Source organism: Streptomyces sp. NPDC001890 (assembly GCF_042891445.1).
GTDB lineage: Bacteria > Actinomycetota > Actinomycetes > Streptomycetales > Streptomycetaceae > Streptomyces.
Window position 1 is genome coordinate 201,837 of the sequence record NZ_JBIATE010000012.1, and the last position, 26,731, is coordinate 228,567.

Annotated in this window: 24 protein-coding genes; 8 read left to right on the top strand and 16 right to left on the bottom strand. The window is 71.6% G+C overall.

Features of this window, described 5'->3' with window-relative positions:
- Positions 1–51 precede the first annotated feature (51 nt).
- Positions 52–651 carry an NUDIX domain-containing protein gene (locus ACFYY1_RS26520; RefSeq protein WP_388590026.1) on the bottom strand — a complete coding sequence of 200 codons (600 nt, stop codon included), beginning with the start codon at positions 649–651 and terminating at the stop codon, positions 52–54.
- Positions 652–782: 131 nt separating this feature from the next.
- Positions 783–2,645, bottom strand: coding sequence for an ABC transporter ATP-binding protein (locus ACFYY1_RS26525; protein WP_388590134.1), 1,863 nt, complete (start codon positions 2,643–2,645; stop codon positions 783–785).
- A gap of 589 nt (positions 2,646–3,234) precedes the next feature.
- On the opposite strand from ACFYY1_RS26525, the gene ACFYY1_RS26530 reads away from it, so the two are divergent.
- Complete coding sequence (locus ACFYY1_RS26530; RefSeq protein WP_388590028.1) at positions 3,235–4,101, top strand: phosphotransferase enzyme family protein; 867 nt, start codon at positions 3,235–3,237, stop codon at positions 4,099–4,101.
- A 94-nt stretch (positions 4,102–4,195) separates the two neighbouring features.
- Here the strand turns inward: ACFYY1_RS26530 and ACFYY1_RS26535 are convergent, their stop codons facing one another.
- Complete coding sequence (locus ACFYY1_RS26535; RefSeq protein WP_388590031.1) at positions 4,196–4,966, bottom strand: BTAD domain-containing putative transcriptional regulator; 771 nt, start codon at positions 4,964–4,966, stop codon at positions 4,196–4,198.
- Between the two features lie 283 nt (positions 4,967–5,249).
- Between ACFYY1_RS26535 and ACFYY1_RS26540 the strand changes: the two genes are divergently transcribed.
- The 4 genes from ACFYY1_RS26540 (at position 5,250) to ACFYY1_RS26555 (ending at position 11,370) form a co-directional block, all read left to right on the top strand.
- Entirely contained in the window at positions 5,250–6,281 is a 1,032-nt protein-coding gene (locus ACFYY1_RS26540; RefSeq protein WP_388590034.1) for an LLM class flavin-dependent oxidoreductase, read from the top strand.
- A gap of 157 nt (positions 6,282–6,438) precedes the next feature.
- Positions 6,439–6,585: a hypothetical protein gene (locus tag ACFYY1_RS26545; RefSeq protein ID WP_388590036.1), complete on the top strand. Its 147-nt coding sequence runs from the start codon at positions 6,439–6,441 to the stop codon at positions 6,583–6,585.
- Positions 6,586–6,688: 103 nt separating this feature from the next.
- Positions 6,689–9,958 (top strand): lantibiotic dehydratase, encoded by a 3,270-nt coding sequence (locus tag ACFYY1_RS26550; RefSeq protein WP_388590039.1) that lies wholly within the window; start codon positions 6,689–6,691, stop codon positions 9,956–9,958.
- A complete protein-coding gene (locus ACFYY1_RS26555; protein ID WP_388590042.1) occupies positions 9,955–11,370 on the top strand; it encodes a lanthionine synthetase C family protein in 1,416 nt (471 codons plus the stop codon). The genes ACFYY1_RS26550 and ACFYY1_RS26555 overlap by 4 nt, the downstream gene beginning before the upstream one ends.
- Positions 11,371–11,453: 83 nt before the next feature.
- Here ACFYY1_RS26555 and ACFYY1_RS26560 read toward each other — a convergent pair whose 3' ends face one another.
- On the bottom strand, positions 11,454–11,945 hold the full coding sequence (locus ACFYY1_RS26560) for a methylmalonyl-CoA mutase family protein (protein WP_388590044.1): 492 nt from the start codon (positions 11,943–11,945) through the stop codon (positions 11,454–11,456).
- Positions 11,946–12,062: 117 nt separating this feature from the next.
- Here ACFYY1_RS26560 and ACFYY1_RS26565 point away from each other — a divergent pair, with 117 nt between their 5' ends.
- The 3 genes from ACFYY1_RS26565 to ACFYY1_RS26575 are packed head-to-tail and all read left to right on the top strand — an operon-like array spanning position 12,063 to position 14,617.
- Positions 12,063–13,019, top strand: coding sequence for an ABC transporter ATP-binding protein (locus ACFYY1_RS26565; RefSeq protein ID WP_388590046.1), 957 nt, complete (start codon positions 12,063–12,065; stop codon positions 13,017–13,019).
- On the top strand, positions 13,016–13,810 hold the full coding sequence (locus ACFYY1_RS26570) for an ABC transporter permease (protein WP_388590049.1): 795 nt from the start codon (positions 13,016–13,018) through the stop codon (positions 13,808–13,810). The genes ACFYY1_RS26565 and ACFYY1_RS26570 overlap by 4 nt, the downstream gene beginning before the upstream one ends.
- Positions 13,811–13,822: 12 nt before the next feature.
- Positions 13,823–14,617: a MerR family transcriptional regulator gene (locus tag ACFYY1_RS26575; RefSeq protein WP_388590050.1), complete on the top strand. Its 795-nt coding sequence runs from the start codon at positions 13,823–13,825 to the stop codon at positions 14,615–14,617.
- A 40-nt stretch (positions 14,618–14,657) separates the two neighbouring features.
- Here ACFYY1_RS26575 and ACFYY1_RS26580 read toward each other — a convergent pair whose 3' ends face one another.
- Genes ACFYY1_RS26580 through ACFYY1_RS26635 form a run of 12 tightly spaced genes read right to left on the bottom strand, consistent with a single transcriptional unit; the run spans position 14,658 to position 26,698 of the window.
- Entirely contained in the window at positions 14,658–15,215 is a 558-nt protein-coding gene (locus ACFYY1_RS26580; RefSeq protein ID WP_388590052.1) for a tyrosine-type recombinase/integrase, read from the bottom strand.
- Entirely contained in the window at positions 15,110–15,862 is a 753-nt protein-coding gene (locus tag ACFYY1_RS26585) for a methylmalonyl-CoA mutase family protein (RefSeq protein WP_388590053.1), read from the bottom strand. The genes ACFYY1_RS26580 and ACFYY1_RS26585 overlap by 106 nt, the downstream gene beginning before the upstream one ends.
- A gap of 13 nt (positions 15,863–15,875) precedes the next feature.
- The gene (locus ACFYY1_RS26590; protein WP_388590055.1) at positions 15,876–17,051 is read right to left on the bottom strand and encodes an acyltransferase family protein; all 1,176 of its coding nucleotides are present in this window, start codon (positions 17,049–17,051) and stop codon (positions 15,876–15,878) included.
- Positions 17,052–17,058: 7 nt separating this feature from the next.
- Entirely contained in the window at positions 17,059–17,718 is a 660-nt protein-coding gene (locus ACFYY1_RS26595; RefSeq protein ID WP_388590057.1) for a hypothetical protein, read from the bottom strand.
- A 33-nt stretch (positions 17,719–17,751) separates the two neighbouring features.
- Positions 17,752–18,495 carry a 4'-phosphopantetheinyl transferase gene (locus ACFYY1_RS26600; protein WP_388590059.1) on the bottom strand — a complete coding sequence of 248 codons (744 nt, stop codon included), beginning with the start codon at positions 18,493–18,495 and terminating at the stop codon, positions 17,752–17,754.
- Positions 18,492–19,337, bottom strand: coding sequence for a metallophosphoesterase family protein (locus ACFYY1_RS26605; RefSeq protein ID WP_388590061.1), 846 nt, complete (start codon positions 19,335–19,337; stop codon positions 18,492–18,494). Before ACFYY1_RS26605 ends, ACFYY1_RS26600 begins: the two co-directional genes overlap by 4 nt.
- Positions 19,334–21,016 (bottom strand): dipeptide ABC transporter ATP-binding protein, encoded by a 1,683-nt coding sequence (locus ACFYY1_RS26610; protein WP_388590063.1) that lies wholly within the window; start codon positions 21,014–21,016, stop codon positions 19,334–19,336. Before ACFYY1_RS26610 ends, ACFYY1_RS26605 begins: the two co-directional genes overlap by 4 nt.
- Positions 21,003–21,899, bottom strand: coding sequence for an ABC transporter permease (locus ACFYY1_RS26615; RefSeq protein WP_388590065.1), 897 nt, complete (start codon positions 21,897–21,899; stop codon positions 21,003–21,005). Before ACFYY1_RS26615 ends, ACFYY1_RS26610 begins: the two co-directional genes overlap by 14 nt.
- Complete coding sequence (locus ACFYY1_RS26620) at positions 21,896–23,137, bottom strand: amidohydrolase family protein (RefSeq protein WP_388590067.1); 1,242 nt, start codon at positions 23,135–23,137, stop codon at positions 21,896–21,898. The genes ACFYY1_RS26615 and ACFYY1_RS26620 overlap by 4 nt, the downstream gene beginning before the upstream one ends.
- Positions 23,134–24,075: an ABC transporter permease gene (locus tag ACFYY1_RS26625; RefSeq protein ID WP_388590070.1), complete on the bottom strand. Its 942-nt coding sequence runs from the start codon at positions 24,073–24,075 to the stop codon at positions 23,134–23,136. The genes ACFYY1_RS26620 and ACFYY1_RS26625 overlap by 4 nt, the downstream gene beginning before the upstream one ends.
- Positions 24,072–25,706 carry an ABC transporter substrate-binding protein gene (locus tag ACFYY1_RS26630; RefSeq protein WP_388590073.1) on the bottom strand — a complete coding sequence of 545 codons (1,635 nt, stop codon included), beginning with the start codon at positions 25,704–25,706 and terminating at the stop codon, positions 24,072–24,074. The genes ACFYY1_RS26625 and ACFYY1_RS26630 overlap by 4 nt, the downstream gene beginning before the upstream one ends.
- Entirely contained in the window at positions 25,703–26,698 is a 996-nt protein-coding gene (locus ACFYY1_RS26635; protein WP_388590076.1) for an aldo/keto reductase, read from the bottom strand. The genes ACFYY1_RS26630 and ACFYY1_RS26635 overlap by 4 nt, the downstream gene beginning before the upstream one ends.
- Positions 26,699–26,731: the final 33 nt, after the last annotated feature.

Sequence of the window (26,731 nt, forward strand, 5' to 3'; positions counted from 1 at the left end):
CGCCGGCTCGTGGCCACCGTTGACCCGGACATCGGATGCGATGCTGCCGGGTCATTCGGGTCCCCAGCCCCATGTGTCGAAGTACGCGGCCACTCCGGTACGGCGTGCCTCGTCCACGGCGCACAGGCGAGCGAAGTCGCTGGGCGGCATCAGCTCTTTCCATCCGATCAGTGGCAGGACACGGACCTCGTCGTGTTCCTCCGGGGCGAGGGTGATGGCACAGATCTGCGCTGCGGTGAGCCGGCCGCCGTCGAAGACGCAGCCGATCGTGCTGTAGGGCCATCCGCCGCCGGGCGGTCCGAAAACCGCCGCCAGGAGCCGGGGTGGCCCGGTCGGCGTGATTCCGGTTTCCTCCCTGCACTCCCGCACGGCCGTCTGCCAGGGGGTTTCGCCGGGGTCCGTCGTGCCGCCCACCAACTGCCACGGGTGCGCGGGAGAGTAGACGGAGTGGACCTGGAGCGGCTGGTCGTCCTCGTCGGTGAAGTGGAGGCACGCCCACATGGTTGCCTTGGGGACGGTATCGGCGTACTGCTCCGGCGTCATCGAGGACGCGGCGGCCGCACCGCTCGGCCGCACACTCGGGACCACCGGTCGCCGGGCCGCCGCACCTGGCGAACCGATCGTGGTGGCGGGGGCCGCGTCGTGTCTCATGTGCTTTCTCCATTCGGTGAGTTGCGGGATCGGTGCCCGGCGCGCAGCCGGGGATCACCCGATGCCGTCGATGGCCGTTCGGGTGCAGGGCACGACCTCGGCTCGGGCATCCGTAAGGGCAACGGGGCGGCTCATGTGCGCGTCCCGTCCTTCTCGCCGTCCGGTTCGGACGAGACCTGGTAGGACAGCAACTGCCGGAACAGTCCGGGCTGCTGGGCGAGTTGCTGGTAGGTGCCCTCCTGAACAACCCTGCCTTCATCGAGCACGACGATCCGGTCGGCCACGGCAACATTGGTGATGCGATGGGTCACCAGCAGCACCACCCGGTCCCGGGCCAGGTCCCGCAGCCGCTGGAAGATCCGGAACTCGGCCCGTGGATCGAGATTCGCGGTCGGCTCGTCAAGAACCAACAGCCCGGCCTCCCGGAAGAACGCCCTCGCCAGGGCGATGCGCTGCCACTGACCGCCGCTGAGCTCCTCCCCGTTGAGCCATTCACGCGCAAGCAGCGTGTCCAGCCCGGCACCGAGCCCGTCGACGACCTCATCGGCGCCGGAAGCCTCGCACGCCTCACGCACCGCCACGTCACCGCGAGCCGTGGGCTGTCCCAGGGTCACGTTCTCGCGCACGGTCAGCGGCCAGTGGGCGTAGTCCTGCGGCACCAGAGCCACCTGTTCCCACAACGCCTGGGGGTCGGCGTCGCCGGTGGGTACACCGTCCCACAGCACCTGCCCGCCGGTGGGCAGGTACAAGCCGCTGACCAGCTTCGACAACGTCGACTTGCCCGACCCGTTGAAACCGACCAGGGCGGTGACCTCGCCGCGGCGCAGGGTCAGCGACACGTCGGACAGCGCGTTGCCGTCCTTGCCCGAGTAGCGGTGGGTGACCGACTTGATCACGATCTCCTCGGGCGCCTCCGGACGATGCGAACCCCGACGCAGGCGGAACCCGCCGGCCTTGTCCAGGAAACCGCTCCAGTCATCCATGTACAGGCCCGTGCGCACGGCGCGCGCCCCGACGGCCACAAGTCCCCGGACCGACTGCCCGACCGTCTGAAGAGCGAAGACGGCCGTCCCCGCATGCCCGACACTGATCCGGCCGTTGGCCAGCAGCCACACAACTGCCGACCACACCACCGCGGACCCCACGCCTCCGCACAGCGCACCGACCAGAGACATACGGGCACCCGTGTCGGCCGCGGCCCGGTCCTCGCGGTTGATCCGGGCAACTGTCTGCCGGTACCGGCCGGACAGGAACGCGGCCATGGTTCCGGCGCGGATCTGATCGGCCGCCTCCTTCGTGAAGATGTGCCACCGCAGCACCGACAGCATCCGGTTGTCGCCATTGCTGCGCAGGTTCGCCAGGTACCGCACCCGGGCGGCACTGACCTGGGCCAGGGCCTGCGGAAGGCTGGCCGCCACCAGGAGCGGGAGGAGGACCCAGTGCACACCGGCCAGCACGATGGCGCCGGCGAGGAAACTGGCACTCGACGCGATCAGGTCCTGGCCTTCGTCGATCAGATCCCCGGTGACCTGAGCCCCGCGGTCGGCGGCCTCGCGATCACGGTTGAAGTCGGGCTCGTCGTAGGCGCACAGCTCCACCCCGGCACAGCCGGTGAGCAGCATCTGTTCGGCCTCGCGCGACATCAGCGGGCCCAGCCGCGAGGACAGCCAGTTGACGGTGATCCCCAGAAGTGCACGCACACCGGAGGCACCCGCCAGCAGGGCCACGGACGGCCACGCCTGAAGAAGCCGGTGGTAGACGTCCCCGCTGCTCAGCAGCGCGGTCAAGGTGCCGGCGATGGCGACCAGGCCCAGGGCCTGCATCACGCCGGCGACGGCCTGGCACAGCAGGAGACCGATGGTCGCCCGCCGGTCGACCTGCCAGGCCAGAGCCAGTGAACGGCGCACCAGTCGGGGCAGGCGCCGGGCCATGTCACGCATCCGGATGGAACGCCCGGCCGCTTCACGGCTGCCGGTCAGATCGACGTACCGCATCTGCGGGGCGGGGACATCGGCCGAGGGCCCGGCCCCGGGGGAGGAGCCGCTCGAAGCGCCTTCTGGCCGGCCGGGCGTTGTGGCTGCGCCGTTGCTGGAAGGGGTGGTGCGCGGTCCCGGCACATTGCGGGCTGATGCATCGGGCTCGCTCATGCCTCCCACCCCGTATCCGGGACTGCTGAGGCATGGATGCTGCCGACGTCGAGCGTGAGCGAGCCGGGCCGTTCGATTCCGGGAGGCCGGTTCGTGGGGGCGGGGCCAGTGTGCATGGCGTCCTCCGTCTGGGTGTCGGTGGGGCACTGGTGCACTAAAAACGTGGCTCGCGGCTCGCCGTAACGGGTGACGGCGAGGGGAATTCTGGAAATCTGTGCGAATATCGCGGTTCGCGCAGGGGAGTACGGTGCGGGGCGTTTGAAACGCCCTCGTTCGATGGATGGTCGTCCGTCCGGCCGTATCCCCCGAGGGCTTCCTGAGCCCGAGCAGATGAGTCCCGTCCGAGCGAGGTACCTGTCGCCGTCCCCCGCAGGGTTGCTCGTACGGAGGCACACTGGTTGGTGTCGCCCTCGCTCATCCATGCCAGGATTCCAGGATGGAGATGACCGACGTCACGCGTGCGACCGCGGCTGCGACTTCGGTCGCCGCATCGCTCGGCCTGCCGGCCAACGATGCAATCGTGCTCCACAACTCGAACAAGCTGGCACTGCGGCTGACGCCATGCGGCGTCTTCGCCCGGGTCGCCCCTGTGGGACAAGAGGTGGCGCAGTTCGAAGTCGAGCTCGCTCAGCGGCTCACCGAGGTCGGATGCCCGGTGTGTCCCTTGGAGCCTCGGGCGGACCCGCGTGTGTACGAGCGCGATGGCTTCGCAGTGACGCTGTGGACCTACTACGAACCCGTGACACCTCGCACCTCACCGGTCGACTACGCCAAGGCGCTGGAGCAGCTGCACGCCGGCATGCGCAGGGCCGATGTTCCGAGCCCGAAATTCACGGACCGGATCACGGAGGCGGAAGAAGTTGTCGCCGACCCGGATCGCTCGCCGGAACTCACCGACGCGGACCGCGCGCTCCTCAGCAGCAGGCTGGCCGGCCTGCGACGGGCGATCGACGACCGCGGCGCCGCGGAGCAGCTGCTCCACGGCGAGCCGCATCCGGGCAATGTGCTCAGCACGGAGAACGGCCCGTTGTTCATCGACCTCGAGACGTGCTGCCGCGGGCCCGTCGAGTTCGATCTCGCCCATGTTCCGGAGGCGGTCTGCGAGCACTACCCAAGCGTTGACCAAGGGCTGCTGGACGAGTGTCGGCATCTCGTCATCGCGATGGTCGCCGCCTGGCGCTGGGAGCTCGGCGACCAGTTCCCGCAGGGGAGGCGATTCGGAGAGGAACTCCTGCGCCTGCTGCGCGAGGGTCCTCCTTGGCCGACACTCGACACGGTGACCAGGCGACTGGGCGGTCTGTAGACATCGCCGAAGGTCACATCCGCCCCGCGTCCAGCGCAACCGGGACCAGTACCCGGGGGCAGGCGGGGCCGGGTGGCCTCGCCTGCCCCCGGGGTCAGACGGCCTGGCGCAGTTGGAGGCGGTCGTCGGCGAGGAGGATGGCGTGGTGGAGGTCGTAGAGGGCGTCGCACGGGTCCAGGCCCAGTTCCTCGCGCAGGGTGCCGCGGGCCGCCTGGTAGGTGCGGAGGGCTTCGGCTCGGCGGTCGCTGCGGTAGAAGGCGATCATCAGCTGGCGATAGAAGGCCTCGTGCAGGGGGTAGCGGGCGGTCAGGGACTGGAGGGTGCTGATGGACTCGCGGTGCCGGCCCAGCGAGAGGCTCGACTCGATGAGCATCTCCTGGCATTCGAGCCGGACTTCCTCCAGCCACGTGATGAAGTTCCGGGTGATGCTGCCTCCTTGTAGACGGTCCAGCTCCTCGCCGTGCAGCAGCTTGAGTGCCGCGCCCAGGGCGATCGTGGCCTCCTCGTGGCGCTGGGCCCGTGCGTGGGTGCGCCCCTGCTGGAGGTGCCTGCGGAAGACGTTGACGTCCAGGTCGCCGTACGGAACACGGATGAGGTAGCCGGGCGGCTGCGTGATGATGCGTTCCTCCGGTTCCTCGGGGCCCGCGAGGAACTTGCGCAGCTGAGACACGTACACATGGAGGGCCGCGCGGGCTCGGCGCGGCGGATCCTCACCCCATATCTCGTACATCAACTGCTCCGCCGACACGACCTCGTTGGGGCGTATGAGCAGGGCCGTCAGGAGCGTACGGACCTTCTGGGCGCTGGGCGTGCGGTGAGAGCCTCCATCGACGACGCGAAGAATTCCCAGAATCTCGAACTTCACAAGTCCCCCTCCAGCAGTACTGAATGGCGGCGGGCACATCGTTGGGTCCGCACTCGGCTCTGGCTTGAGCTTCGCAATGTCGGCAGCCGGTCCGCATCAGGGAAAACACGTACTCGGGTGACGGCGGCATCGCTCGAAGTCACGTACGTGAGGGGTGATCCGGTCATCCTGTGACGTGAATGGCCTGGCAGACGCAATGAACCCACCGGTTCTGCATGATGGACTGGGTAGTAAAAACTCGGTCGGTCACGCTCGGTCGATCGATATGTGCCAGGAGGTGTGTATGGATATAGGTATCGCCTATTTGAGTCCTTCGTCCTCAACCGGTAGGGCAGAGCTGATCTCCGCGTACAACGACTTCTTCAGCGAGGTCCAGTGGGCGGAGGGCAGGGGCTTCTCCGGCATCTGGATCACGGAGCACCACTTCTCCACGTACAGCGCCAGTTCCTCCCCGCTCCTGCTGCTGGCCCGGGCGGCCATGCTCGCGCCGAGCCTGCGGGTCGGCACCTCGGTGCTGGTGCTGCCGCTCTGGGACCCGGCGCGACTGGTGGCCGACGTCTCCACCCTCGACGTGCTCACCGGCGGCCGGTTCGACCTCGGCATCGGGCGGGGCTACCAGCCGCACGAATTCCTCGGCTGGGGGCGGGACGTGGCCGACAGCCGCCGCAGGTTCGAGGAGTCGGTCGATCTGATTCTGCGGTTGTTCACCGAGGAGGATGTGACGTTCTCCGGGGACCACCACCGGGTGGCAGCCCCGGTGACCGTCCTGCCGCGGCCGGTGCAGTCGCCGCACCCGCCGATCTGGATGGCGGCGGTGAGCGCCGAGTCCGTCCGCTACGCCGCACAGCACGGCTTCCACCTGCTCACCCCGGCGGCCCAGACCGTCGACCAACTTGCCGCGCAGTCCAGGCTGATGGCCACGGCCCTGCGCGAGAGCGGACACGAGCCGGCCGAGCACCGCGTGTCCACCACGCGATACGTCTACTGCGGTTCCGACTCGCGCGGCCGTGACACCGCCCGTCTTGAGGCCGCCCGCCAGCTGCAGTTCTCGTCCCTGCTGGCCGGCGGGGGGATTCCGTACGGCGGCAACCACCTCCTGGTCGACGAGGTGGACCCGGCGCTCGTCGAGAAGGCGGACGAACTGCTCCTCGCGGGAGGGCCGGACACCGTCCTGGAGCAGTTGGAGCAACTCGCCGGGGCAGGTGTCACCCAGGTCATCGCGGGCTTCCGGTACGGGGACATGCCAGGCGAACTCGCCAAGCAGTCCATGGAGTTGTTCGCCGGACGGGTCCTTCCGTACACCAAGGACATCTAGGAGGAGCGCCTCCATCAGGGCGGCGTTAAGCCTTCGCAGCAGCGGCTTTAGAGGTGCTTTGTCATGAGCTGTTAGAAAAAGCTCCGATAAGGACACGTTCGGAGTGCGCCAATCGGTGGCACCGCCGGCGTGACCGCGATTTCTCTTGGAGGAGCACATGGTGAACGCCCTGACCGCCCAGTCGGAGTTCGACCTCGACCTGGACCTGGAAGCCGTCCCGGAGGGGGCGCCCGCCCTGGAGGCGAAGTCCTTCACCGGCACGGGCACCTGCCTCTCCTGTCCGGTGACCTCCTGGCACTGCTGAGTCCCAGGCCCCGGCCGGGCCGCGGCGCGCCTCGTGCGTGGCCGCGGCCCGGCAGCGGGTGCATCGACATCCATGCGGCGGACAGGACGGACGGGCGGCGGACATGCGGGACGACATCGACTTCAGGGCGGCGCAGGTGGTCCTCCTGCGAGCGGCCGTCCTGCCACTGCCCGGCGGCACCGAGGGTGCGGTGTCCGGCCCGGGCAGTGCGGCCGGGGCCGGGCTGCGTGCCTGGACTGCGCGGCTCGCCGCCGATCCCTCGTTCATGGCGGCGGTGGCGCTCGCCAGCCCCAGCCTCGCCGACGACGTCCGCAAGGTGCTCGACGGGGCGGAACTCAAGGAGAAGCGGCTGCGCCGGGTCGCCGTTTCCCTGGCCAAGTACCACCTGCGCATGACCCATCGCCCCACTCCTTTCGGTCTGTTCGCGGGCGTGGCACTGGCGGAGTTCGGCCCGCGGCCCGCCCTCGAACTGGGCTCGGCGCACCGCAGTCGCAGCCGCCCCGACGCGGGCTGGCTGGAGCACGTACTGGAACTCCTGCACACCACGCCCGGCGTGCTGGAGCGCACCCGGCTGGTTGCGAACGATCTGCGGACCGTCCGGGACGGGCGTCTCGTCCTCACGGACTCCCACGACGCCACCGGCACCCGGCGGCTGCTCCACTCCGTGCGGCTCACCGCCGTCGTCAGCAGCGCACTGGAGTGCGCGGCCGAGCCCGTCACCTGGAGCGATCTCGTCGGTTCGCTCCTGGAGCGGTTTCCCGAAGCGCCCGACAACGCCGTCGAACGGTGCGTCGGCCAGTTGGTCCGTGCCCGTTTCCTCCTCAGCGACCTCACCCCGCCGCCGGACTGCCCCGACCCGCTCGCCCATCTCGACCGCCGACTGGACGGCTTCGCCCATCCGCTGGCCGATGCCCTGCGGGAGATACGTACGGAACTTGCCGCACTGGACGCCGCACCCGTCGCCGACAAGCGTCCCGCCCTCGCGGCGGCCGTCGCCAGGATGCGGGCCCTGCACCCGGCGGAGGACCTCGTCCAGAGCGATCTGGCGCTGGACGCCCGGGCCGTGCTGCCGCAGGAGGTGGCCCGCGAGGCCGAACGTGCGGCCACCGCACTGTGGCGGACCTCGTTCATCGCCCCGGGCAGCCCGCACCTGCGGGACTACCACCTCCGCTTCCTCGAACGGTACGGAACCGAGCGGGCCGTGCCTGTTCTTGAACTGCTGGACGAGGCGCGGGGGTTGGGGCTTCCGGAGTCCTATCGGCGACGTGAGGGCGCGGCTCCCGAACCGCATCCGCAGACCGCTCGTCGGGACCGGCTCCTGGGCGAGCTGTTCATGCGCGACACCGGCCGCCAAGCCGTCGGCCGTCATGGCGCCGGTACCGATCCGAGTGCACCCGGCTCTGTTCCCGAAGTGCGCCTGGACGAGGAGGACTTGCGCGCGCTGGCGCCATCCGCCCCGCGGCGCCCGCCCGCATCCCTGGAGCTCGGCGTCGAGCTGCTGGCCGACAGCTGGGAAGCGCTCTGTGCGGGTGACTTCCGGTTGCTGCTGGGCATGAATCCCGGTTCACCCATGGCCGGGACGACCTTCGGCCGCTTCGCGCATGTGCTCGGTGAACGCGCGGCGGATCTGCGGGAGTTCGCGGTACGGGAGAAGGGAGCGGCCACCGGGCTCGCCGGGGCAGCCGGGGCGGAGCGGCTGGTCTCGGTCGCGTACCGGCCGCGCGTCGTACGTTCCACCAACGTGGCCGCTGTGCCGCAGTGGCTGCCGCACCGGGTCCCCCTCGATGTGGGACCGGCGGCGACACCGGGCACCGGCGACGTCCGGATCGCCGACCTCGCCGTGCACGCCGATCTGGCAAGGCTGCGGCTCGTGAACACCGCGACCGGGCAGCCCGTGCGCCCGGTGTCGTACTCCATGCTCAACCCGGCCACCGGACACCTCCCGCACACCGCCCGGTTCCTGCTGGAGCTCGGCCAGGAGGGGCAGGAGTGGTGCATCCCGTGGAACTGGGGTGCCTGGTCCGCCGCGCCTGTCCAGCCGCGTGTGACGTACGGGCGTACGGTCCTGGCCCCCGCCCAATGGCTGCTCGACCGGCAGCTGCTGGAGGCGGCGGCCCTGCGCGACGGCGGCTGGCCGCGCGAGGTGGCACGCTGGCGGCAGCGGTGGTCGGTGCCCCGGCACGTCATGCTGACCCGGGCGGACAACCGGATCACGGTCGACCTCGACGACCCGCTGCACCTGATCGTGTTCCAGGACGAGGCGCGCAAGGGTACGGGTCTGCTCGTACGGGAACGGGTCGAAGGGCCACGGGCGAGCCGCTGGCTGTCGGGAACCGCGGGGGCGCACGCGGGCGAGCTGGTGATCCCCCTGTTCGCGAGCCGCGCGGGAGGTCCGGAGGCCGGAGGAGTGGCGGAGACGGCGGCTGCCGATGCCGTACGGCCCGCCCGGCGCGGCAGCGGCCCGTCCGTCCACGTACCGGGCGGCGAATGGCTGTATGCCAAGCTGTACGTGCCCGAGGCGCAACAGGCCCAGGTGCTGGGTCGGCACCTCGGCCGGCTCACCGGCACCGAACTCATGACGGCCGCAGGCGTCGATTCCTGGTTCTTCCTCCGCTACGCGGACCCGGACCCCCATCTGCGCCTGCGCTTCCACGGAAAACCCGGCCCGCTGTGGGGAGTTCTGCTGCCCGCCCTGCGGCAGTGGACCCATGAACTGCGCGACGCCGGACTCGCCGGGAACCTGGTGCTGGACACCTATGACCCCGAGACCGAACGGTACGGAGGGGCCGCGGCGATCGGCCATGCCGAGCGGGTGTTCCACGCGGACAGCGCCGTCGTCCTGCACCGGTTGGGCCGGCCCCCCGCCGTCGGTGACCGCCTTCCCGAACAGGTCGGCGCGGCCCTGGGAATCCTCGGTCTCCTCACCCGGCTGGGCACGGCGCACGAAGCCCTCGCATGGCTCGGCAACGACGCCCTGCTCGCCCGGCGCTCCGAAGTACCCAGGGAACACAAGCAACTTGTGGCCGGGCTGCTCGACGCCAGTGGCCGGCCGGTGCCCGAGCGGCTCGCGCAGGGGCCGGACGTGGAGCCGGCGGACCTGTGGGCGGGGCGGGGGAGCGCGCTGGACGCCCTGCGCGAGGTGCTGGAGTCCGCGGAAGCCGCCCCTGTGGACTCCATCCGGGCCGGGGCTTCCGGCGCGGAGCCCGGTGCGGACACGGCCGACGGCGCCGGGCGGCGGTCCGTCGCCCTCAGCCTGGCCCACATGCACTGCAACCGTGTGTTCGGTCCGCAGCGCGAAACGGAGACGCTGGCCCATGTGACGGCCAGGGAGGGACTCGCCCTCGCGCTCTCCAGGAGGAGGCACGGAGTATGAGAAGGAGTACGGGTACGGGTGCAGGTACGGCGCCGGGCGACGCGACGGACACCGGGACCGTACGGGTCATGGCCGCCGACACCGCCGCCGCGGTCGCGGACCGGCTCAGGGACCCGGCGCACGTCGCGGAGCTCACCGGCAGCCGGATGGCGGCCCTGCCCGCAGATCTGATGCTGCCCGGCTGGCAGCCCGCCTCCCTGACGCTCGGCCACCCCGGCATGGCGCTCCTGCACAGCCGCCGTGCCAGGGACGACGACGCTTGGAACGAGGTCGTCCACGGACACCTGTCGGCAGCCGTCACGGCCGCCGCGCGGGCGGGCGCCGCGAGTGCGGGGGACCTCTTCCTGGCCGCGCGGCTGCACGCCGACGTCGCCGGTGGCTACGCGCGGCTGCTCACCCGCAGCGCCGATGTCCTCGCCTCCTTCGCGACCGCCCACGCGGCACGCCTCGAACAGCGGATCGCCGAGGCGGACTTCGGCCTGTCCTACATGGACTACGACGTGCTGGCGGGGCTTGCCGGTCAGGGCCGGGTCCTCCTGCTCGCCGCCGAGCACGGACACGCACCCGGCGCCGAGGCCCTGCGCCGCGTCCTCGGCTGTCTCGTCGCCCTGACGCGCCCCGTCCGGGTCGGGGGTGCCACGGTGCCCGGCTGGTGGTGCGCCCCGGACCGGTACGTGGTGCCCCGCGACCGGACCACCTTCCCGCAGGGCGACCTCAACGTCGGTGCCGCGCACGGCATTTGCGGCCCGCTCGCACTGCTCTCCCTCGCCGCACTGGCCGGGTACGGGGTACCGGGAACGCTGCCCGCCGTGCGGCACATCACCGACTGGGTGCTCGCCAAGGAACGCGCGGACGAGTGGGGCGGATACTGGCCCGGCCGGGTCTCCTTCGAGGAGGAGACCGGTGTCGCCCCCGGTCCCGCTCCCGCCAAGCCGGGGGCGGGCTGGTGCTACGGCTCGTCCGGGGTCGCCCTCGCGCTCGACCACGCCGGGCGCGCGCTCGGGGATCCCACCGTACGGGCGCGGGCGCTCGCCGCGATGCGGGCGGCGTGCCGCAGGCCCCTGGACGACGGTGCCGGACTCGATCTCGGCTTCTGCCACGGCCGGGCCGGGACGCTGCACGCCGCCGTCCGGATGGCCGCCGCGACCGAGGACGCCGAGCTGTGGGACGCGGCGACGCGGACGGCCCGCGACGTCGCCGCCGCCTACGATCCCCGCCTGCCGTTCGGCTATCGCCAGGCGGTGCGGACCGAGGCCGGCACCACGTTCGTCGACAGCCCGGGCCTCGTCGACGGCGCGACGGGCATCGCGCTCGCCCTCCTCGGCTATGCGGACGCGTGCGGCGCGGGGCCGGGGGAAACGGGCGGCGCGGCGGAAGCAGGGAGCTGGGACGCGGCGTTCCTGGTGGCCTGACCTGCTGCGAGCCCCGCCGGGGCCCTGCCCCCGGAGCCCCCCGGCCCCGGCACGCACCGGCCGGCACATGCCCTCCCGACACCTCAGCCCCCATCACCCGGCACCCGCCACCCCCACACTTCGCCCAGCACACCGCAGACCTCGCCCACCGTCGCGCCCGCCGCGAGCGCCGACTTCATCGGGTAGAGGACGTTCGTGTCCCCGCCCGCCGCCCTGAGCCGGGCGAGGAAGCCGTCCAGTCGGTTCCGGTCGCGCCACGCGCGGAGCTTGGCGAGGCGTTCGGCCTGCCCGACCTCCAGGGCGACGTCCGGGGACAGGGCAACGGCACCGCGTACGCGTCGTGCTGCGCCTCGCCCGATCTCGGACCGCGGAAAACCGAGTTCCGCCACACACACCGCGCCTCCCATGCGCTCGATCCGTGCGAGCAGCTCCCGCGCAGCCGTCTCGACGTCGTCCGCCGTCCACTCCTGGGCGCGACCGACGACGAAGCGGAAGCGCGGCATCAGTGGCTCCCCCTGCGCCGCGCCGAACTCCTCGCGCATCAACCAGGCCCAGATCCGGCGGGCCGCCAGCACCTTCGCCACCGTGGTCGGCCGCGTGCTTTTCCGGACTAAGAAATGGATCACCGAGTGGAGGCCGTATAGCCGCAACAGTTGACCCTGACGCAGGGGCAACCTCTCAGCATGGGCGGCATGACGACAAGAACCAGTGCGATCGAGGTCGCCGGGCTACGCAAGTCGTACGGCGACCACAGGGTGGTCGCCGGAGTGGACCTGACCGTCCCCGCAGGCACCGTCTACGCCCTGCTCGGACCCAACGGGGCGGGCAAGACCACCACAGTCCGTATCCTGTCCACGTTGCTGCCTGCGGACGCCGGTAACGCTCGGGTCGCCGGGTACGACATACGCCGCGAGGCAGACCAGGTGCGTGCATCGATCGGAGTGACCGGGCAGTTCTCCGCCGTGGACGAGTTACTGACCGGGCGTGAAAATTTGCGGCTGATGGCCGACCTCGGTCACCTCGACCGGCGCCAGGCGAAGAGCGTGGTGGAGCAACTGCTGGAGCGATTCCACCTGGCTGATGCCGCCGACCGGCGCGCAGTGACGTACTCCGGCGGTATGAAGCGGCGGCTGGACCTGGCGATGACCCTGGTGGCCGGGCCGCAGCTGATCTTTCTCGACGAGCCGACCACCGGCCTCGACCCACGCAGCCGCCGTGACCTATGGGGGATCGTGCGGGAACTGGTGGCCGACGGGGTCACTGTCTTCCTCACCACCCAGTACCTGGAGGAGGCCGACCAGCTCGCCGACCGGATCGGTGTGCTCGACGGGGGCCGGCTGGTCGCCGAGGGTACCGCGGCCGAGCTGAAGCAGCTGGTTCCCGGCGGTCATGTCGAGCTCCAGGCCGCCGACAGCGAACGACTGACCGAGTTGGCGCGCCGGTTCCCCGAGGCGACCCCGAACGCAGCGGCGCTGACCCTGACTCTGCCGCACGACGGCAGCCTCACCACGCTGCGAAGGCTGTTGGCCGGGATCGACGATGACGCAGTCACCGGGCTCGCTGTGCACACCGCGGACCTGGATGACGTGTTCCTGTCTCTGACCGACCACTCCACCGCCGACGAGTCTCCCGAGGAGGTGTCGGCATGAACAGCGCGACGTATGCCGTCCGTGATTCGGCGACCATGCTGCGCCGCAACCTGAAGCACATGGCCCGGTACCCGTCGCAGACGCTGATGCTGATCGGGCTGCCGCTGCTGTTCCTGCTGTTGTTCGTCTACGTCTTCGGCGGCACTATGGGCGCCGGTCTGCCGGGAGCCCCGGCGGGGGACCGCGGCGACTACCTGACGTTCATCACTCCCGGGATCGTGGTGATGGCGGTGGCAAGCGTGTCCATCAGCACCGCGGTCTCGGTCGCCACCGACATGGCTGGCGGGATCATCGACCGGTTCCGGACCATGTCGATCGCCAAGGTCTCGGTGCTCACCGGCCATGTGCTGGGCGCGATGGTCCAGACTGCGCTGGCCCTCGCCACGGTCTTCGGGGTGTCGTTCCTGCTGGGCTTGGAGACCGCCGCCTCGGCGATGCAGTGGTCGGGCCTTGTCGGGCTGCTCGCGCTGCTGTCGTTCGCGATGACCTGGTTCACCGTGGCGCTGGGGCTGGTCAGCCCGAACCCGGAGGCCGCAAGTAACTGGCCGATGATCTTCATACTGCTGCCGTTCGTGGGCAGCGGGTTCGTGCCGGTGGAGTCGATGCCGACCGGGCTGCGGTGGTTCGCCGAGTACCAGCCGTTCACGCCGATCATGAACGCTCTCCGTGGTCTGCTGGCCGGATCGCCCGATGGTTCGGACACGCTCTGGGCCATCGGCTGGTGTGTGGTGATCGGACTGGTCGGCTACCTCTGGTCGCGGCGTCTCTACCGGACCCGGGCTGCGAACTAGGAGACTGGTCTGATGCTGACTATCGGCGAGCTGGCGTCGTATGCCGGAGTTACGGTGCGCGCGGTGCGGCACTATCACGCCAAGGGGCTGCTGCCGGAGCCGGAGCGGGACCACTCGGGCTACCGGAGGTACAGCGCCGACGCCGTGGTCGAGTTGGTCAGGATCCGGACCCTCGCCGAGGCCGGGATCCCTCTGGCGCGCGTGCGGGAGTTGCTGCAGGCCGACGAGGAGGAGTTCGCCGCGGCAGTCGCAGATATCGATGAGCGGCTGCGGGCAGAGATTCGGGAGCGGCAGCGACACCGCGAGCGGATTGCCCGCCTCGCCGCCGGGGACAGCCTGGTACTGCCCCAGGAGGTGGTCGAGTACCTCGACCGGCTGCGGGCGCTCGGGGTCGACGAACGGGTTGTCCAGGTCGAGCGCGACGGCTGGATTCCGCTGGCCGCGCGCTCACCCGATCGCGTCCCGGAGTGGATGGCACGCAAGCGGAAGCAGATCGCCGATCCGCAGTTCATCGACTTCTATCTCACCCTGAGCGAAGCTCTCGACCGCACCGACGACGACTCACGGCTGGATGAACTGGCCGACAAGTTGGCCACCTACATAACGCAGATGGCCAACGAGCAGGGCGAGTTCTACGTCGACGACACCGGCCTCGAGCCGCCGTTCGCGGAGCTGCTGGATACGCATGTGTTCGACACCCTGCCGCCGACCCGTCGGCTGATCGAGCTGCTGACGAAGCGAGGCTGGACCGGCTGGACCAAGCTCAAGCGCGTGAACCCAACACGGGGTGCGGCCGGAACACGGTAGTTCAGTGGGCTGAACCTCAAGGCCCGTGCCATCGCATACGTCAGGAACCTGGAGTGTCGGTGAAGAGGGGCATGCCGAGGTCGACCAGCTGTGGTCGGCCGTCGGCGGGGGCGCGCTTGAGGCTGTGCAGCTTGGCGTTGGCGGCGTCGAGGCTGACCTGGAGCCCTTCGACCTCGCCGAGCCAGCCATTGCCGCGGGATTCGTGGACGCGCTTGCGGAGGTTTTGGATGATCTCGATGAGCCGACCTCGCTGGCGTGGGTCGATCTGGAGGACGGGGCAGCGGATGCAGGCGTGTTCGTGCTTGCAAGACGTCCCGCAGGTTCCCAGGGAGACCTTGCGCAGCTCGAAGTGCTGCTGGCAGTCGCGCCATTCCTGCTCGGTGGGTTCCCGGTATTCCTCGACGGGCCGCTCGGCCCGGCGGCGGTCGAGGAAGCCGCGGTAGGTCCGGATCAGGTCGTCTTGGAAGACGGCGAGGTAGGCCTGGGTGGTCGTCAGGGTTTTGTGTCCGAGGATGCGGGCGGCGATGTGGACGGGCAGTCCGCCGGTGACGGCCTCGGTTGCGAACATCCGGCGGAAGTCGTGGGGCGTGACGCGCAAGGGGTTGCCGGCCTGGTCGCGCAGTCCCATCCGGGCCAGGGTCTTACGCAGCAGGCGGGCGACGGTGCCGGCCGGCCGCCCAGGATCGCGAGGGTGCTCCAACGGGGGACCTCCGCCCGGCAGTAGGCGAAGGTGTCGGCCGCCAGCCGCGGCGCGGAGGCCGGCGGGAAGAAGGACGTCCCGCGCGCGAGGGAATCGTCCTGGGCGTCCAGGACGTCGTTGCGGAGACTGCCGGTCAGCACCCCGGCCCCCAACCCCTGCTCCTCCGCCACCAGTTGGCACATAAGCAGCAGCACGGCTGCCGGGGCGTCGGCCTCCAGCGAGAGGTGCACCCGGTCCAGCGGGATGCCGCCGAACAGCACCCGCATGTCGTCGATCGAGCCGACGGCCACGCCGCCGTGCCCGACCTTCCCCCGGGCCTCGGGCGCGTCGGAGTCCCGGCCCGCCCCGGTCGGCAGGTCGAAGGGGACGGACAGGGCCCGCGCCCCGCCCGCGAGCAGCTGTTTGAAGTGGGCGTTGGCGGCACCGGCGGCCCCGCACCCGGGAGCCCCGGGGAAGGGGCGCACGGGCTGCCGGACCCCGGCCTCCCCCGGCGTACGGACACCTGGGGTCAGGGGCCACGTGGGTGCGGACTCCGCTTGCGGCACGGACGGGTCTCCTTCAGCGTGTCGGGCCGACGGACGGGGCGCTCGTGCGACCGGGACGCTCCCGTCTCCGTCCCCATGCGCGCATCGCGGGCTTCTCGACCAGGGAGTACAGCGCCCAGCTGAGTACGAGACTGACCAGGAAGCTGGCAAGGCTCACCGCCAGCATGCCGGGCACCGACCACGTCGGTCCGGCGGCGGGGTCGCCGGACGCCATGTGCAGCGGCCCGTACGCGACCACGAGGAAGTGGACGAGGTAGAAGGCGAACGACACCTCGCCCAGCCACACCATGGTCCGGCCGGCGAAGAACGTACGGTTGTGCGCGGCGTCCCGGGTCGCGGCGGCCGCGATGACCAGCACGATCGGCACGGCCGTCGGCGCCACCAGGCCGAACGCGTCCGGCAGCAGCGCCATCAGCAGATAGCCGGGAACCAGGAGCAGCAGGGCCGGGCCGAGCCGCGGTCCGATCCAGCGCCCGCTCAGCACGAGGCGGGCGGCGACGATGCCCAGGAGGAAGTCGAGCACCCGGGTGCCGGGGAAGAAGTACGTGAACCAGTAGCGCCACCAGGGCACGGACTGGAACGGGGACGACGGCTCGGACGGCAGCAGCCGGGCCGCCAGCGGGACCAGCCACATCGCGACGATCACCAGGCCCGCCGCTCCCCACAGCCACCGCTCCGGGATGCGCCGCACCAGTCGCAGCAGCCAGGGGAACAGCAGATAGAAGGCCAGTTCACAGGCGAGCGACCAGGTCGAGCCGTTGGTGCCGCCGACGATCGCCATCTGCGGGAACCAGCCGTGCACCAGGAGCAGGCTCGGCACCAGCTGCCCCGCCGTCACCTGCTTCCCCACCCCCAGCATGAGCAGGAGTCCGGCGAGCCAGGCGACGACGTTGTTCGGGAAGATCTTCATCAGGCGCCGTCGCCAGAACGGCAGCAGCCGCTCGCCGGGCCTGGCCGACCAGGTCAGTACGAAGCCGCTCAGCGTGAAGAAGAAGCTCACGCCGAGGAACCCGGCCCGGCCCAGCCATTTCGCCAGCTCGTCGTCGGCGCCCTGGTCGGCGAACGGCCGGGACACCGCCACGTGCGTGGTGAACACCAGGAACGCCGCACCGAAGCGCATGCCCGTGAGCGAGGGGAGCCGGGTGGCGGAACGGACCCCGGCCGTTCGTTCCGCCCGTGTGCGGCTCACCGCTCCCTCAGGCGGACTGCTGGGCACGTACGGGGGGTTCGAGGCGGCCGTTCCCGGTCGCCGGGTTGACCGAGGGGCCCAGGAAGGAGCCGAGCAGGGACAGCGCGGCGTCGATCTCCTCGGGACCGGTGAGCCCGTGTCCGCCGGGGACCTCCCTGAGCACCAGGTGCGTGCGGTAGAGGCTGTGCGGGGCCTCCGGGGTGGGCTGGAAGGAGCGCAGCCCGATCATGGAGCCGTACCGGCCGCCCGAACCCAGGATGGGGAAGCGCTGCCACGCACCGCCGAGGATCGCGGTGCCGTCGACCCAGCCCGCGGTCTGCGCCGACCCGTCGGGGAAGGTCAGCTGCTCGCGGTAGTACATCATCAGGTGCGCGTCCGACGAACGCTCGTACAGGATGCGCCCGGTGCCCTGGAGGGTGCCGATCTCCATGCCGGAGGAGTCGACGAACCGGCTGTCGTACGTGTCCCAGTCGCCGGGACCGTGCACGGGCGGATTGGCGAACCGGTAGTCCAGCGACACGTGCTCCGTCAGGTTCTCCCACAGGGCGAGGTCCCTCCCCTCGGCGGCCGTCCCACCGTGCGCGGCGGCTCGCGCCAGGTCGAGGAACTCGGGGACGAGCGCCGCGATGGCCGGGCTGTGGGCGGGCAGGGCGAATCGTTCGTTCATGACGTTCTCCTCCTGTGAGTGCTGTTGGTTCCGTCAGCTCTGTCGGATCTCTCGGTGCTGCTGGTCCGGGTGGTTGCGGTGGTCCTGGCGAGGGGAGTCGTGGGCCGCTGCCGGAGCGGTCACGACCGCGCTGGCCGCGGTGAGCAGCAGACCGCCGCGGGTGGCCCAGCTCCCGGTGAACCCGGTGACCCGCTCGCCGTTCAGCAACGGTCCCCGCACGAGCAACATGACGCGGAACGAGCCGTCGGCCGCGATGTCCGCGTCCGTCTCGACGAAGTCCAGACGGCGGCGGCCCAGCGGGAACCACGCCTTGTAGGCGCTCTCCTTGGCGCTGAAGAGCAGTCGCCCCCACGGGGCACGGCCCGGTGCGGCCCGGTCCAGGGCGCGCAGGCGGGCGAGTTCGGCGGGGCGGGTGATCGCCTCCAGCACGCTGGACGGCAGCGGCAGGTCCGGTTCGGCGTCGATGCCCAGCACCGTCACGTCCCCGGCCCGGGCCACGGCGGCGGCACGGTAGCCGGCGCAGTGCGTGATGCTGCCGACGACCCCCGCGGGCCAGCGGGGTTCGCCGAACTCCCCGGTCGGTATCGGCACCACGGGCAGCCCCGCCCGTGCCAGCGCCCTGCGCGCGGTCAGCCGCGCCGTGGCGAACTCGCGACGGCGGCCGGGAGTGGCCCTTGCCACCAACTGCCGCTCCACAGGATGCAGTTGCTCCTCCGCGTCACGGTCGTCGAAGGCCTCGGCGGCGTACACGCCCGGCGGCAGCAGATCCTCGATCACCGGGCCAGCACCTTCCGCAGCGGATCGGCCGGCAGCCCCCGGCGGCGCCATTCACGCGGATAGCCGATCGACACCTCCGTGAAGACGACCCCGTCCTCCTCCGTGACCCGGGGGATGTGCAGATGCCCGTAGACCACTGAGGCCGCCCGGTACTCGCGGTGCCAGTCGACGGTGCGTTCGGTGCCGCACCACAGGGAGAACTCCGGGTAGTGCAGGGGCCGCAACGGCAGCCTGGTCAGCGGGAAGTGGTTGACGAGCGCGGTCGGAAGCTTCGGGTCGCACGCCGCGAGACGGCGCTCCGTGTATGCCACGCGCTGCTCGCACCACGCCTGCCTGGTCGGGTACGGGTCGGGGTGCAGGAAGTGCTCGTCGGAACAGACCACTCCCGCCTCCCTGGCCAGTGCCAGCGCCTCGCCCACACTGGTGGCGCCGGCGGTGTCGCCGCCCCGGAACGAGTAGTCGTACAGCACGAACAGCGGCGCCACGGTCACCGGTCCGCCGACGCCCTCGAACACCGGATAGGGGTCCTCGGGCGTCAGGACGCCGAGCGAACGGCACATCTCCACCAGGCGCAGATAGCGCTGCTCGCCACGGAGTTGGACCGGGTCCTGCGGGTGCGTCCACAGTTCGTGGTTGCCGGGTGTCCAGATGACCTTGGCGAAGGTCGCGGAGAGCTGCCGCAGGGCCCGTTCCACGTCGGCGAACAGTTCGCCGACGTCACCGGCGACGATGAGCCAGTCGTCGTCCGAGCCGGGGCGCAACCGGTCGAGGACCTCCCGGTTCTCGGCGTACGCCACGTGCAGGTCGCTCACGGCGAGCAGTTCGCCCCGGGACCCGGTCATGACGTCTCCGCCGTACCGACGAGCGGCCCACCGCCCGTGGCCAGTGCGTCCTGCGGACGGGGCAGTGCGGTCAGCAGTGCCTGGGTGTACGGGTGGGACGGGGCGCGGAACACATCTGCGACGGCGCCGCTCTCCACGACCTCGCCGCCCCGCATCACCAGCACCCGGTCGCAGATCCGCCGGACCACACCCAGGTCGTGCGAGATGAACAACAGGGCGACGTCCAGGCGCTGTTGGAGGTCGTGGAAGAGGTCGAGGATCTGCTCCTGGACCGAGACGTCGAGCGCCGAGACGGGCTCGTCGCACACGATGACCTCGGGCTCGGGGGCCAGGGCGCGGGCGATGGCCACGCGCTGGCGCTGGCCGCCGGACAGCTGGCGGGGCCGCCGTTCCAGCATCTCCGGGCCGAGACCGACCAGTCCCAGCAGCTCCACGAGGCGGTCGTGGTGTGCGTGGACGCCGCGCCGGCCGTGCGCCCTCAGCGCCTCACCGACGATCTGCCCGACGGTGTAGCGCGGGTCGAAGGAACCGAGCGGGTCCTGCTGGACGAGCTGGATGCGCCGCCGCAGGGACCTGCGCTCGCGTTCGGGCAGCGCCGACCAGGGGCGGCCCAGCAGCTGGACCTCCCCGGCGTCCGGCTCCAGCAGCCCCATCACCATGTGGGCGGTGGTCGTCTTGCCGGACCCGGACTCGCCGACGATTCCGAGGGTCTCACCCGCGTGCAGCCGGAAGGAGACGCCGTCGACGGCGGGCCTGCGCAGTCCGTCGGGCGACCTGAACGACTTCTCGACGCCGCCGACTTCGAGGACCGGCTGTGCGGATCCCTCGGCGCCCTCGGCCCCCCGGGTCTTCTCGGCCGTACTCCTGCGAGGTGCCGAGGTCCGGCCCGCGGCTGCCAGGAGCCGCTGGGTGTACGGGTGTGAGGGGTCCGACAGCACATGTGCGGCCGGGCCCTCCTCCACGATCTCGCCCTGCCGCATCACCGCGATCCGGTCCGCCAGACGCGCCACCACCGCCAGGTCGTGACTGATCAGCAGGATGCCGGTGCCGGCCTCCTTCCGGGCGGCCAGCAGCGTGAGGATCTCCGCCTGCACCGTGACGTCCAGGGCGGTCGTGGGTTCGTCCGCGATCAGCAGGGGCGGTGCCGCGGCCAGCGCCGTCGCGATGAGCGCGCGCTGGCGCAGACCGCCCGACAGCTGGTGGGGGAACTGGCGGGCGCGCAGGGCCGGTTCCGGGATCCGGGCGTCCGTCAGCAGCGACACGGCACGATCGTTCAGCTCGCCGCGCGGCACCACCCGGTGGTTGCGCAGCGCCTCGGCGACCTCCGCCCCCACGGTGCGCAGCGGGTCGAGGGAGGTGAGCGCGTCCTGGAGGACGAGCCCGATGCGCCGGCCGCGTATCCGGCGCCACTGGCGGCCCCGTACGGACAACAGGTCGAGGTCCGGTGCGTGCAGGCTCATCCGGCCCGCCCGCACCTGTGCCCCGGGTCCTGCCAGTCCCATCAGGGAGCGTGTGGTGACGCTCTTGCCCGACCCGGACTCGCCGACCACCGCGAGGCATTCGCCCGCGTCCACGGTCAGGCTCACCCCCCGGACGGCGTCGGTCCGGCCCTGTCGGCCCCGGAAGGAGACCTCCAGGTCGGACAGGGTGAGCAGCCGCCCGGCCTCAGCGTTCCCCATCGGGAATCCTTCCCTCGAAGCGGCGCCGGAGGCGGGTGCCGACGACATTGATCGCCACGACCGTGGCGGTGACGGCGAGGCCCGGGAACACCCCGAGGCCCCATGAGAGGTCCACGTAGTCCCGGCCCTCGGAGAGCATCGCGCCCCACTCGGACGCGGGCGCCTGCGGGCCGAGCCCCAGGAAGCTGAGGGAGGACCCGGAGATGATCGCCGACCCGGTGTGCACGGTGGCGAAGACCAGGACGGGCGGCAGCGAGTTGGGCACGACGTGCCGCAGGAACACCGAGGACCCGGAGGTGCCCAGCACCCGTGCGGCCTGTACGTATCCCGACCCGCGCACCACGAGTGCCTGGCCGCGCACCAGGCGGGCGAAGGCAGGGGCGGCGGCGGCACCGATGGCGATCGTCGCATTGGTGGTGCCCGGGCCGAGCACCGCCACCACGAGCAGTGCCAGCAGCAGACCGGGGAAGGCCATCAGGATGTCCGTCAGCCGCATGACGGCTTCGTCGACGGCCCGGTTGCCCGCCGCGGCGACGAGCCCCAGCGCGGTGCCCGCGACGACCGAGATCAGTACCGAACCCAGGCCCAGGACCAGGGTGAGCCGGGTGCCGTGCACCATGCGGCTCAGGACGTCCCGGCCCAACTGGTCGGTGCCCAGCAGGTGGGTGCCGCTCGGCCCCTGGAGCGCGGACACGGGATCCACCTGGTCCGGGGGGTACGTGGCGAGCAGGCCGGGCCAGAGCGCGGCGACGGCCACCACGGCCAGCACCAGGACCGCGAGCGCGGTGCCGATCCCGGGCAGCCGGCGGGACGACGGGCGGGCCGGCAGCGCGGGTCCGCCCACGGAAACGGCCCGGACGGGGGGGTCTTCCACGGTGGTCATCGAAGGCTCCCTTCCGCGGAGTCGTGCGGGACGTGCAGGCGGCCGCGGGCGAACACCGCGTGCGGCCTGCGCAGGGTGTGCAGCGAGGTGCGGGGGTCGTCGTCGACGACCAGGAGGTCGGCGTCCAGTCCGGGGGCGATCCGGCCCGTGCGGTCCGCCAGGCCCAGCGCGTGGGCCGCGCCGACCGTCGCGGACTCCAGTACCTCCGCCGTGGACAGTCCGGCCTCGGCGAACCATTCGAGCCCTTCCGCGAAGCGGCCGAAGTCCGAACCCGGCATGCCCGCGTCGGTACCGGCGATCACGCGCACTCCGTGCCGGTGCAGCAGCCCGACCTGGTCGAGGACCCGCCAGACCAACTCCTCGCCCAGGTCGGGGAGTTTGTCGCGCAGTCCGCCGCTGAGCGTCGGGCACACCGCGATGTCCCGTTCCGCGAGCCGGTCGGCGAGACGGCGTGCCGCGTCCCGGTCGGTGGCCACCCCGGCGCCGGTGCTGAACGAACAGTGCTCCAGTGTGTCGAAGCCCGCCGCGACGGCGTCCTCGATCCCGGCGGTGCCGTGCACATGGGCCGCCGCGCGCCTGCCGAACCGGTGGGCCTCGTCGGCCGCCGCGGTGAGTTCGGGCAGCCCGTACTGGCTGCGCCACGGCGGCGGGCCGCCCGGTGTGAACGTACCGCCCGTCGCCATGACCTTGATCCAGTCGGTGCCGGCCCGCAGCCGGGCGCGGGCCGCGCGCCGGACCCCGTCCTCGCCGTCCGCCTCTCCGCCCAGGAACCAGCAATGGCCCCCGGTGATGGTGAGCGGAGGTCCGGCCGTGAGGATCCGGGGCCCGGCCAGCGTGCCGTCGGCCACCGCGTCCCGCAGCGCCAGCGTCAGAAAGCTCCGGTCGCCGAGGTCGCGCACGGTGGTGACACCGGCGTCCAGCAGGGCGCGGGCGCGCCCTGCCGCCGCGAGCAGCACGGAATGGTCGTCCGCCGCCCGCAGCGCGGCCACCGGTTCCGGCGAGGCGTCGAAGACGAGGTGGACATGGGAGTCGACGAGGCCCGGCAGGAGCGTACGGGTGGCGAAGTCGAGGACCGGGGCGCGGTCGTCCGCCCTGGCCAGGACCTCCTCGCGGGGCCCCGCGTCCGCGACGAGCCCGTCCCGTACGACGACGGCGGCGTCGCGGACCGCTTCGCCGCGCGGTCCCGGAAGCAGCAGTGCGGCGAGCAGGATCCGGTCGGTGGAAGGGGGCGGCGTCATGCGCGTATCTCCCGCAGTCGGGGGTCGACGACCCGGTACAGCCCGTCGACGACGAGGCTGATCAGTGCGAACGAGGCCGCCGACACGACCACGACCCCGGTGACGACCGGCAGGTCCCGGCTGATGATGGCGGTGGCGAGCACCCGGCCGAGGCCGGGACGGCTGAAGACCGTCTCGATGACGACGGCACCGCCGAGCAGCGCGCCGAGGGTCCAGCCGGACAGCGTCACCAGCGGGACCAGGCCGTGCCGGAGCGCGTGCCTGAACCGCAGACCGGGCAGGCCCGTGCCGCGTGCCCGGGCGCTGAGCGCGAAGGGCTCCTCCAGCGACCGTTCCATGGCCTCGCGCAGCACCTGGGAGAACGTGCCGACCATGCTGAGCGCCAGCGTCACCGCGGGCAGCACCAGCCCCGAGAGGCCGTCACCGCCCGCCGCGGGGAAGATCCGCAGCTGGAACGAGAACACGGTGAGCAGCAGCACCCCGACCCAGAAACCGGGAGCCGAGATGGTGAGCAGCTCGAAGGCTCCGGCGATGCGCCGCGGCAGCCAGTGGCCGCCCGCGGTGAACCCCGCCAGCAGTACCGCCCCCAGCAGGGCCAGCAGGAACCCCGTGACGGCGAGCACGACCGTCGACCACAGCTGACTGGTGATCAGGGACCAGACATTTTCCTCCAGTTGGTAGGAGGAGCCCAGATCCCCGGTGAGCAGCCTGCCGAGGAAGAGACCGTAACGGGCGTACAGCGGGCGGTCGAAGCCCAGTTCCTCGCGGATCTGCTCGGTGAGGGCGGGGGTGGTCGGCGCGGTGCCCAGCAGGGTGCGCACCGGGTCGCCCGGCGTCAGCTCCATGCCGAGGAAGGCGGCGGTGGCGGCGCCGAGGACGACGAACACCGCGAGCAGCAGTCTGCGTGCCACCCACAGGGCGGCCGTGCGGTTCTTCATCGGGCCTCACCCAGACTCGCGTCGTAGAACAGCGGATACGCGTGGGGCTCGAAACGCAGCCCCCGCACCCGGTCGGTGGTGCCGGCCAGCGAGACGGGCACGAAGACCGGCAGCGCCAGCGCGTGGTCGGCCAGTTCCTGCTGCGCCTTGGCGTAGGCACGGGCCCTGGCCGCCGGGTCGCGACCGGCCAGCCCTTCGGCGAGGGCCTTGTCGAGGGCCGGGTCGCTGAGGTGGAAGACGTTGCCGCCGCCCTTGGCGATCGTCATCGACGTACCGAACCAGTAGCGCAGGATGTCCGGATCGGCGCGCACGAACCCGGCGCTGAACATGTCGAGACCGCGCCCCGAGTCGGTCATCTGGATGAAGGCGCCCGCGTCCACACTGGTCCAGCGCAGATCGATGCCGACCTGCTTGGCCTGGGCCTGCATGCCCTGGGCGAGGGTGCTGATCTTCCCGTGCACCTCTTGGATGTACGGCCAGCGCAGGGAGAGCGGCTTGCCGTCCTTGGTGCGGATGCCGGCCGCGTCACGGCCCGTCCAGCCCGCCTCGTCGAGCAGGCGCGCGGCCTCCTTCGGGTCGAACGGCCAACTGCCCTCGACTCCCTTGTCGTAATACGGGGTGGTGGGCGTCAGCACGCTCCAGGAGCGGCGGTACTGCCCGAAGTACACGGTCCGTACGAGCTGTTCGAGGTCGACGCTGCGCAGCAGGGCCTTGCGTACCCGCTCGTCGGAGAGCGGGCCCGAACGGGTGTTGAGGAAGGCGGTGCTGGCCGCTCCGGGGGCCTCGGCCCGCAGCAGCCGCAGCTGGCTGGAGGCCTTGAGGGTGCCGATCTTCGCGGGCGGTACGTTGCCGATCGCGTCGACCTGGCCGGTGGTGAGCGCGCCGAAGCGGGCGGTCCCCTCGGTGATGAACCGGATCTCCAGGCCGTCCAGGTGGGCGGGTCCGGAGTGCTGGGCACCGGGTGGTGCCCAGCGGTAGGCGGGGTTGCGCTTCATGGTGAGGCTGCGGTTGCGGGTCCAGCCGGTCAGTTCGAAGGGGCCGCTGCCCACCGGTGTGCTGCACAGCTTCCCGGCGTTCCTCCGCAGCGAGGCGGGCGACTGGATGCCGAGGTAGGTGGTGCTCAGCGCCTGGAGGAAGGCGGCGTCCGGCCGGGACAGCCGCACCGTCACCGTGTGGTCGTCCACCACCCGCGACGAGGTGTACGAGCTGATCAGCGAGGCGGCGTACTGCGACTTGGTGCGCGGGTCCACGGCATGGTCGAGGGTCGCCTTGACGGCCTGCGCGGTGAAGGGGGTGCCGTCGTGGAAGACGACGCCCTCGCGCAGCACGAAGGTGTAGGTGCGGCCGTCGGGGGAGAGCGTCCAGCTCTTGGCGAGCCATGGCTGGAAGCGGCCGTCGGCGGTCATCTCCACGAGCGAGTCGAAGAGGTTGCGGCCCACCATGGCGGTCACGTCGAGCGGGCTGACCTGGGGGTCGAGGCAGTCGGGCTGCTGGTCGGTGCCGAAGGCCAGGACGTTCGCCCGGACGCGGGCCGCCTGCGACCCGTCGGCGCAACTGGTGAGGGTGGCGGCGAGCGCGAGGGCGAGCAGTGCGGCGCGGACGGCTCCCGGGCTGGAACGGGGCTTGGTCACAGGCCCACCATCGCCATGCTGGTCGCGAGGTACCGCTCACCGGCGACCGCGTCGCGCGGGACGGCCCGCACCGCCTCGGCCAGGGTTGCGGCCGGTACGTCGAGCACGGTCGCCGCCGCGTTCTCGGCCAGGTGGGAACGGCGCTTGGCGCCGGGGATGGGGACCACGTCGGGGCCCTGCGCGTGCAGCCAGGCGAGGGCGAGCTGGGCGGGGGTGAGGCCGGCGGCGCCGGCGACGAGTGCCAGCGCGTCGACGAGGGCCAGGTTGCGGGGCAGGTTGGCGGCCTCGAAGCGGGGCTGGGCGATCCTGCGGAAGTCGTGCTCGCCGAGCGTGCTCGTCGAGCGGAGCCGCCCGGTGAGCAGCCCCCGGCCGAGCGGCGCGTAGGCGAGGACGCCGATGCCCTCGGCCCGGCACACGGGCAGCACGTCGTCCTCGATGCCGCGGGAGAACAGCGACCACTCGGTCTCGACGGCGGTCAGCGGATGCACGGCGTGCGCCCGGCGGATCGTCCCGGGACCGGCCTCGGACAGACCGATGTGGCGTACCTTGCCCGCCGCGACCAGTTCGGCCAGGGCGCCGACGGACTCCTCGACGGGGACCTCGGGGTCGATCCTGGCCAGCAGGTAGAGGTCGATGCGGTCGGTGCCCAGCCGGGCCAGTGAAGCGTCGCAGGCGGCCCGCAGGTGCGCCGCGTCACCGCGCACCCCGCGCCCGACGCGCTGATCGGGGCGTACCACGCCGCCCTTGGTCACGATCACCGCCCGGTCGCGCCTCTCGCCGGACAGGGCGCGGCCGAGAAGTTGCTCGTTGGCGCCCAGGGCGTAGACGTCCGCCGTGTCCAGCAGGGTGACGCCGAGCTCCAGGGCCCGGTGGATGGTGGCGACGGCTTCGGTCTCGTCGGTGGGCCCGTAGAACTCGCTCATGCCCAGACAGCCGAGGCCCTGCGCGCCGACGGCGAGGGTGCCGAGTGTCTTGCGGGGGATCGGGGTCACGTCAGCCTCCGGGGCAGCGGCGGGAACGAGCGG

Bases quoted from the DNA above. Each gene is read 5' to 3' on its own strand.
- ACFYY1_RS26520 (WP_388590026.1), bottom strand. From the start codon at position 651: ATGAGACACGACGCGGCCCCCGCCACCACGATCGGTTCGCCAGGTGCG.
- ACFYY1_RS26525 (WP_388590134.1), bottom strand. From the start codon at position 2,645: ATGCGGTACGTCGATCTGACCGGCAGCCGTGAAGCGGCCGGGCGTTCC.
- ACFYY1_RS26530 (WP_388590028.1), top strand. From the start codon at position 3,235: ATGGAGATGACCGACGTCACGCGTGCGACCGCGGCTGCGACTTCGGTC.
- ACFYY1_RS26540 (WP_388590034.1), top strand. From the start codon at position 5,250: ATGGATATAGGTATCGCCTATTTGAGTCCTTCGTCCTCAACCGGTAGG.
- ACFYY1_RS26545 (WP_388590036.1), top strand. From the start codon at position 6,439: ATGGTGAACGCCCTGACCGCCCAGTCGGAGTTCGACCTCGACCTGGAC.
- ACFYY1_RS26550 (WP_388590039.1), top strand. From the start codon at position 6,689: ATGCGGGACGACATCGACTTCAGGGCGGCGCAGGTGGTCCTCCTGCGA.
- ACFYY1_RS26555 (WP_388590042.1), top strand. From the start codon at position 9,955: ATGAGAAGGAGTACGGGTACGGGTGCAGGTACGGCGCCGGGCGACGCG.
- ACFYY1_RS26565 (WP_388590046.1), top strand. From the start codon at position 12,063: ATGACGACAAGAACCAGTGCGATCGAGGTCGCCGGGCTACGCAAGTCG.
- ACFYY1_RS26570 (WP_388590049.1), top strand. From the start codon at position 13,016: ATGAACAGCGCGACGTATGCCGTCCGTGATTCGGCGACCATGCTGCGC.
- ACFYY1_RS26575 (WP_388590050.1), top strand. From the start codon at position 13,823: ATGCTGACTATCGGCGAGCTGGCGTCGTATGCCGGAGTTACGGTGCGC.
- ACFYY1_RS26595 (WP_388590057.1), bottom strand. From the start codon at position 17,718: ATGAACGAACGATTCGCCCTGCCCGCCCACAGCCCGGCCATCGCGGCG.
- ACFYY1_RS26605 (WP_388590061.1), bottom strand. From the start codon at position 19,337: ATGACCGGGTCCCGGGGCGAACTGCTCGCCGTGAGCGACCTGCACGTG.
- ACFYY1_RS26610 (WP_388590063.1), bottom strand. From the start codon at position 21,016: ATGGGGAACGCTGAGGCCGGGCGGCTGCTCACCCTGTCCGACCTGGAG.
- ACFYY1_RS26615 (WP_388590065.1), bottom strand. From the start codon at position 21,899: ATGACCACCGTGGAAGACCCCCCCGTCCGGGCCGTTTCCGTGGGCGGA.
- ACFYY1_RS26620 (WP_388590067.1), bottom strand. From the start codon at position 23,137: ATGACGCCGCCCCCTTCCACCGACCGGATCCTGCTCGCCGCACTGCTG.
- ACFYY1_RS26625 (WP_388590070.1), bottom strand. From the start codon at position 24,075: ATGAAGAACCGCACGGCCGCCCTGTGGGTGGCACGCAGACTGCTGCTC.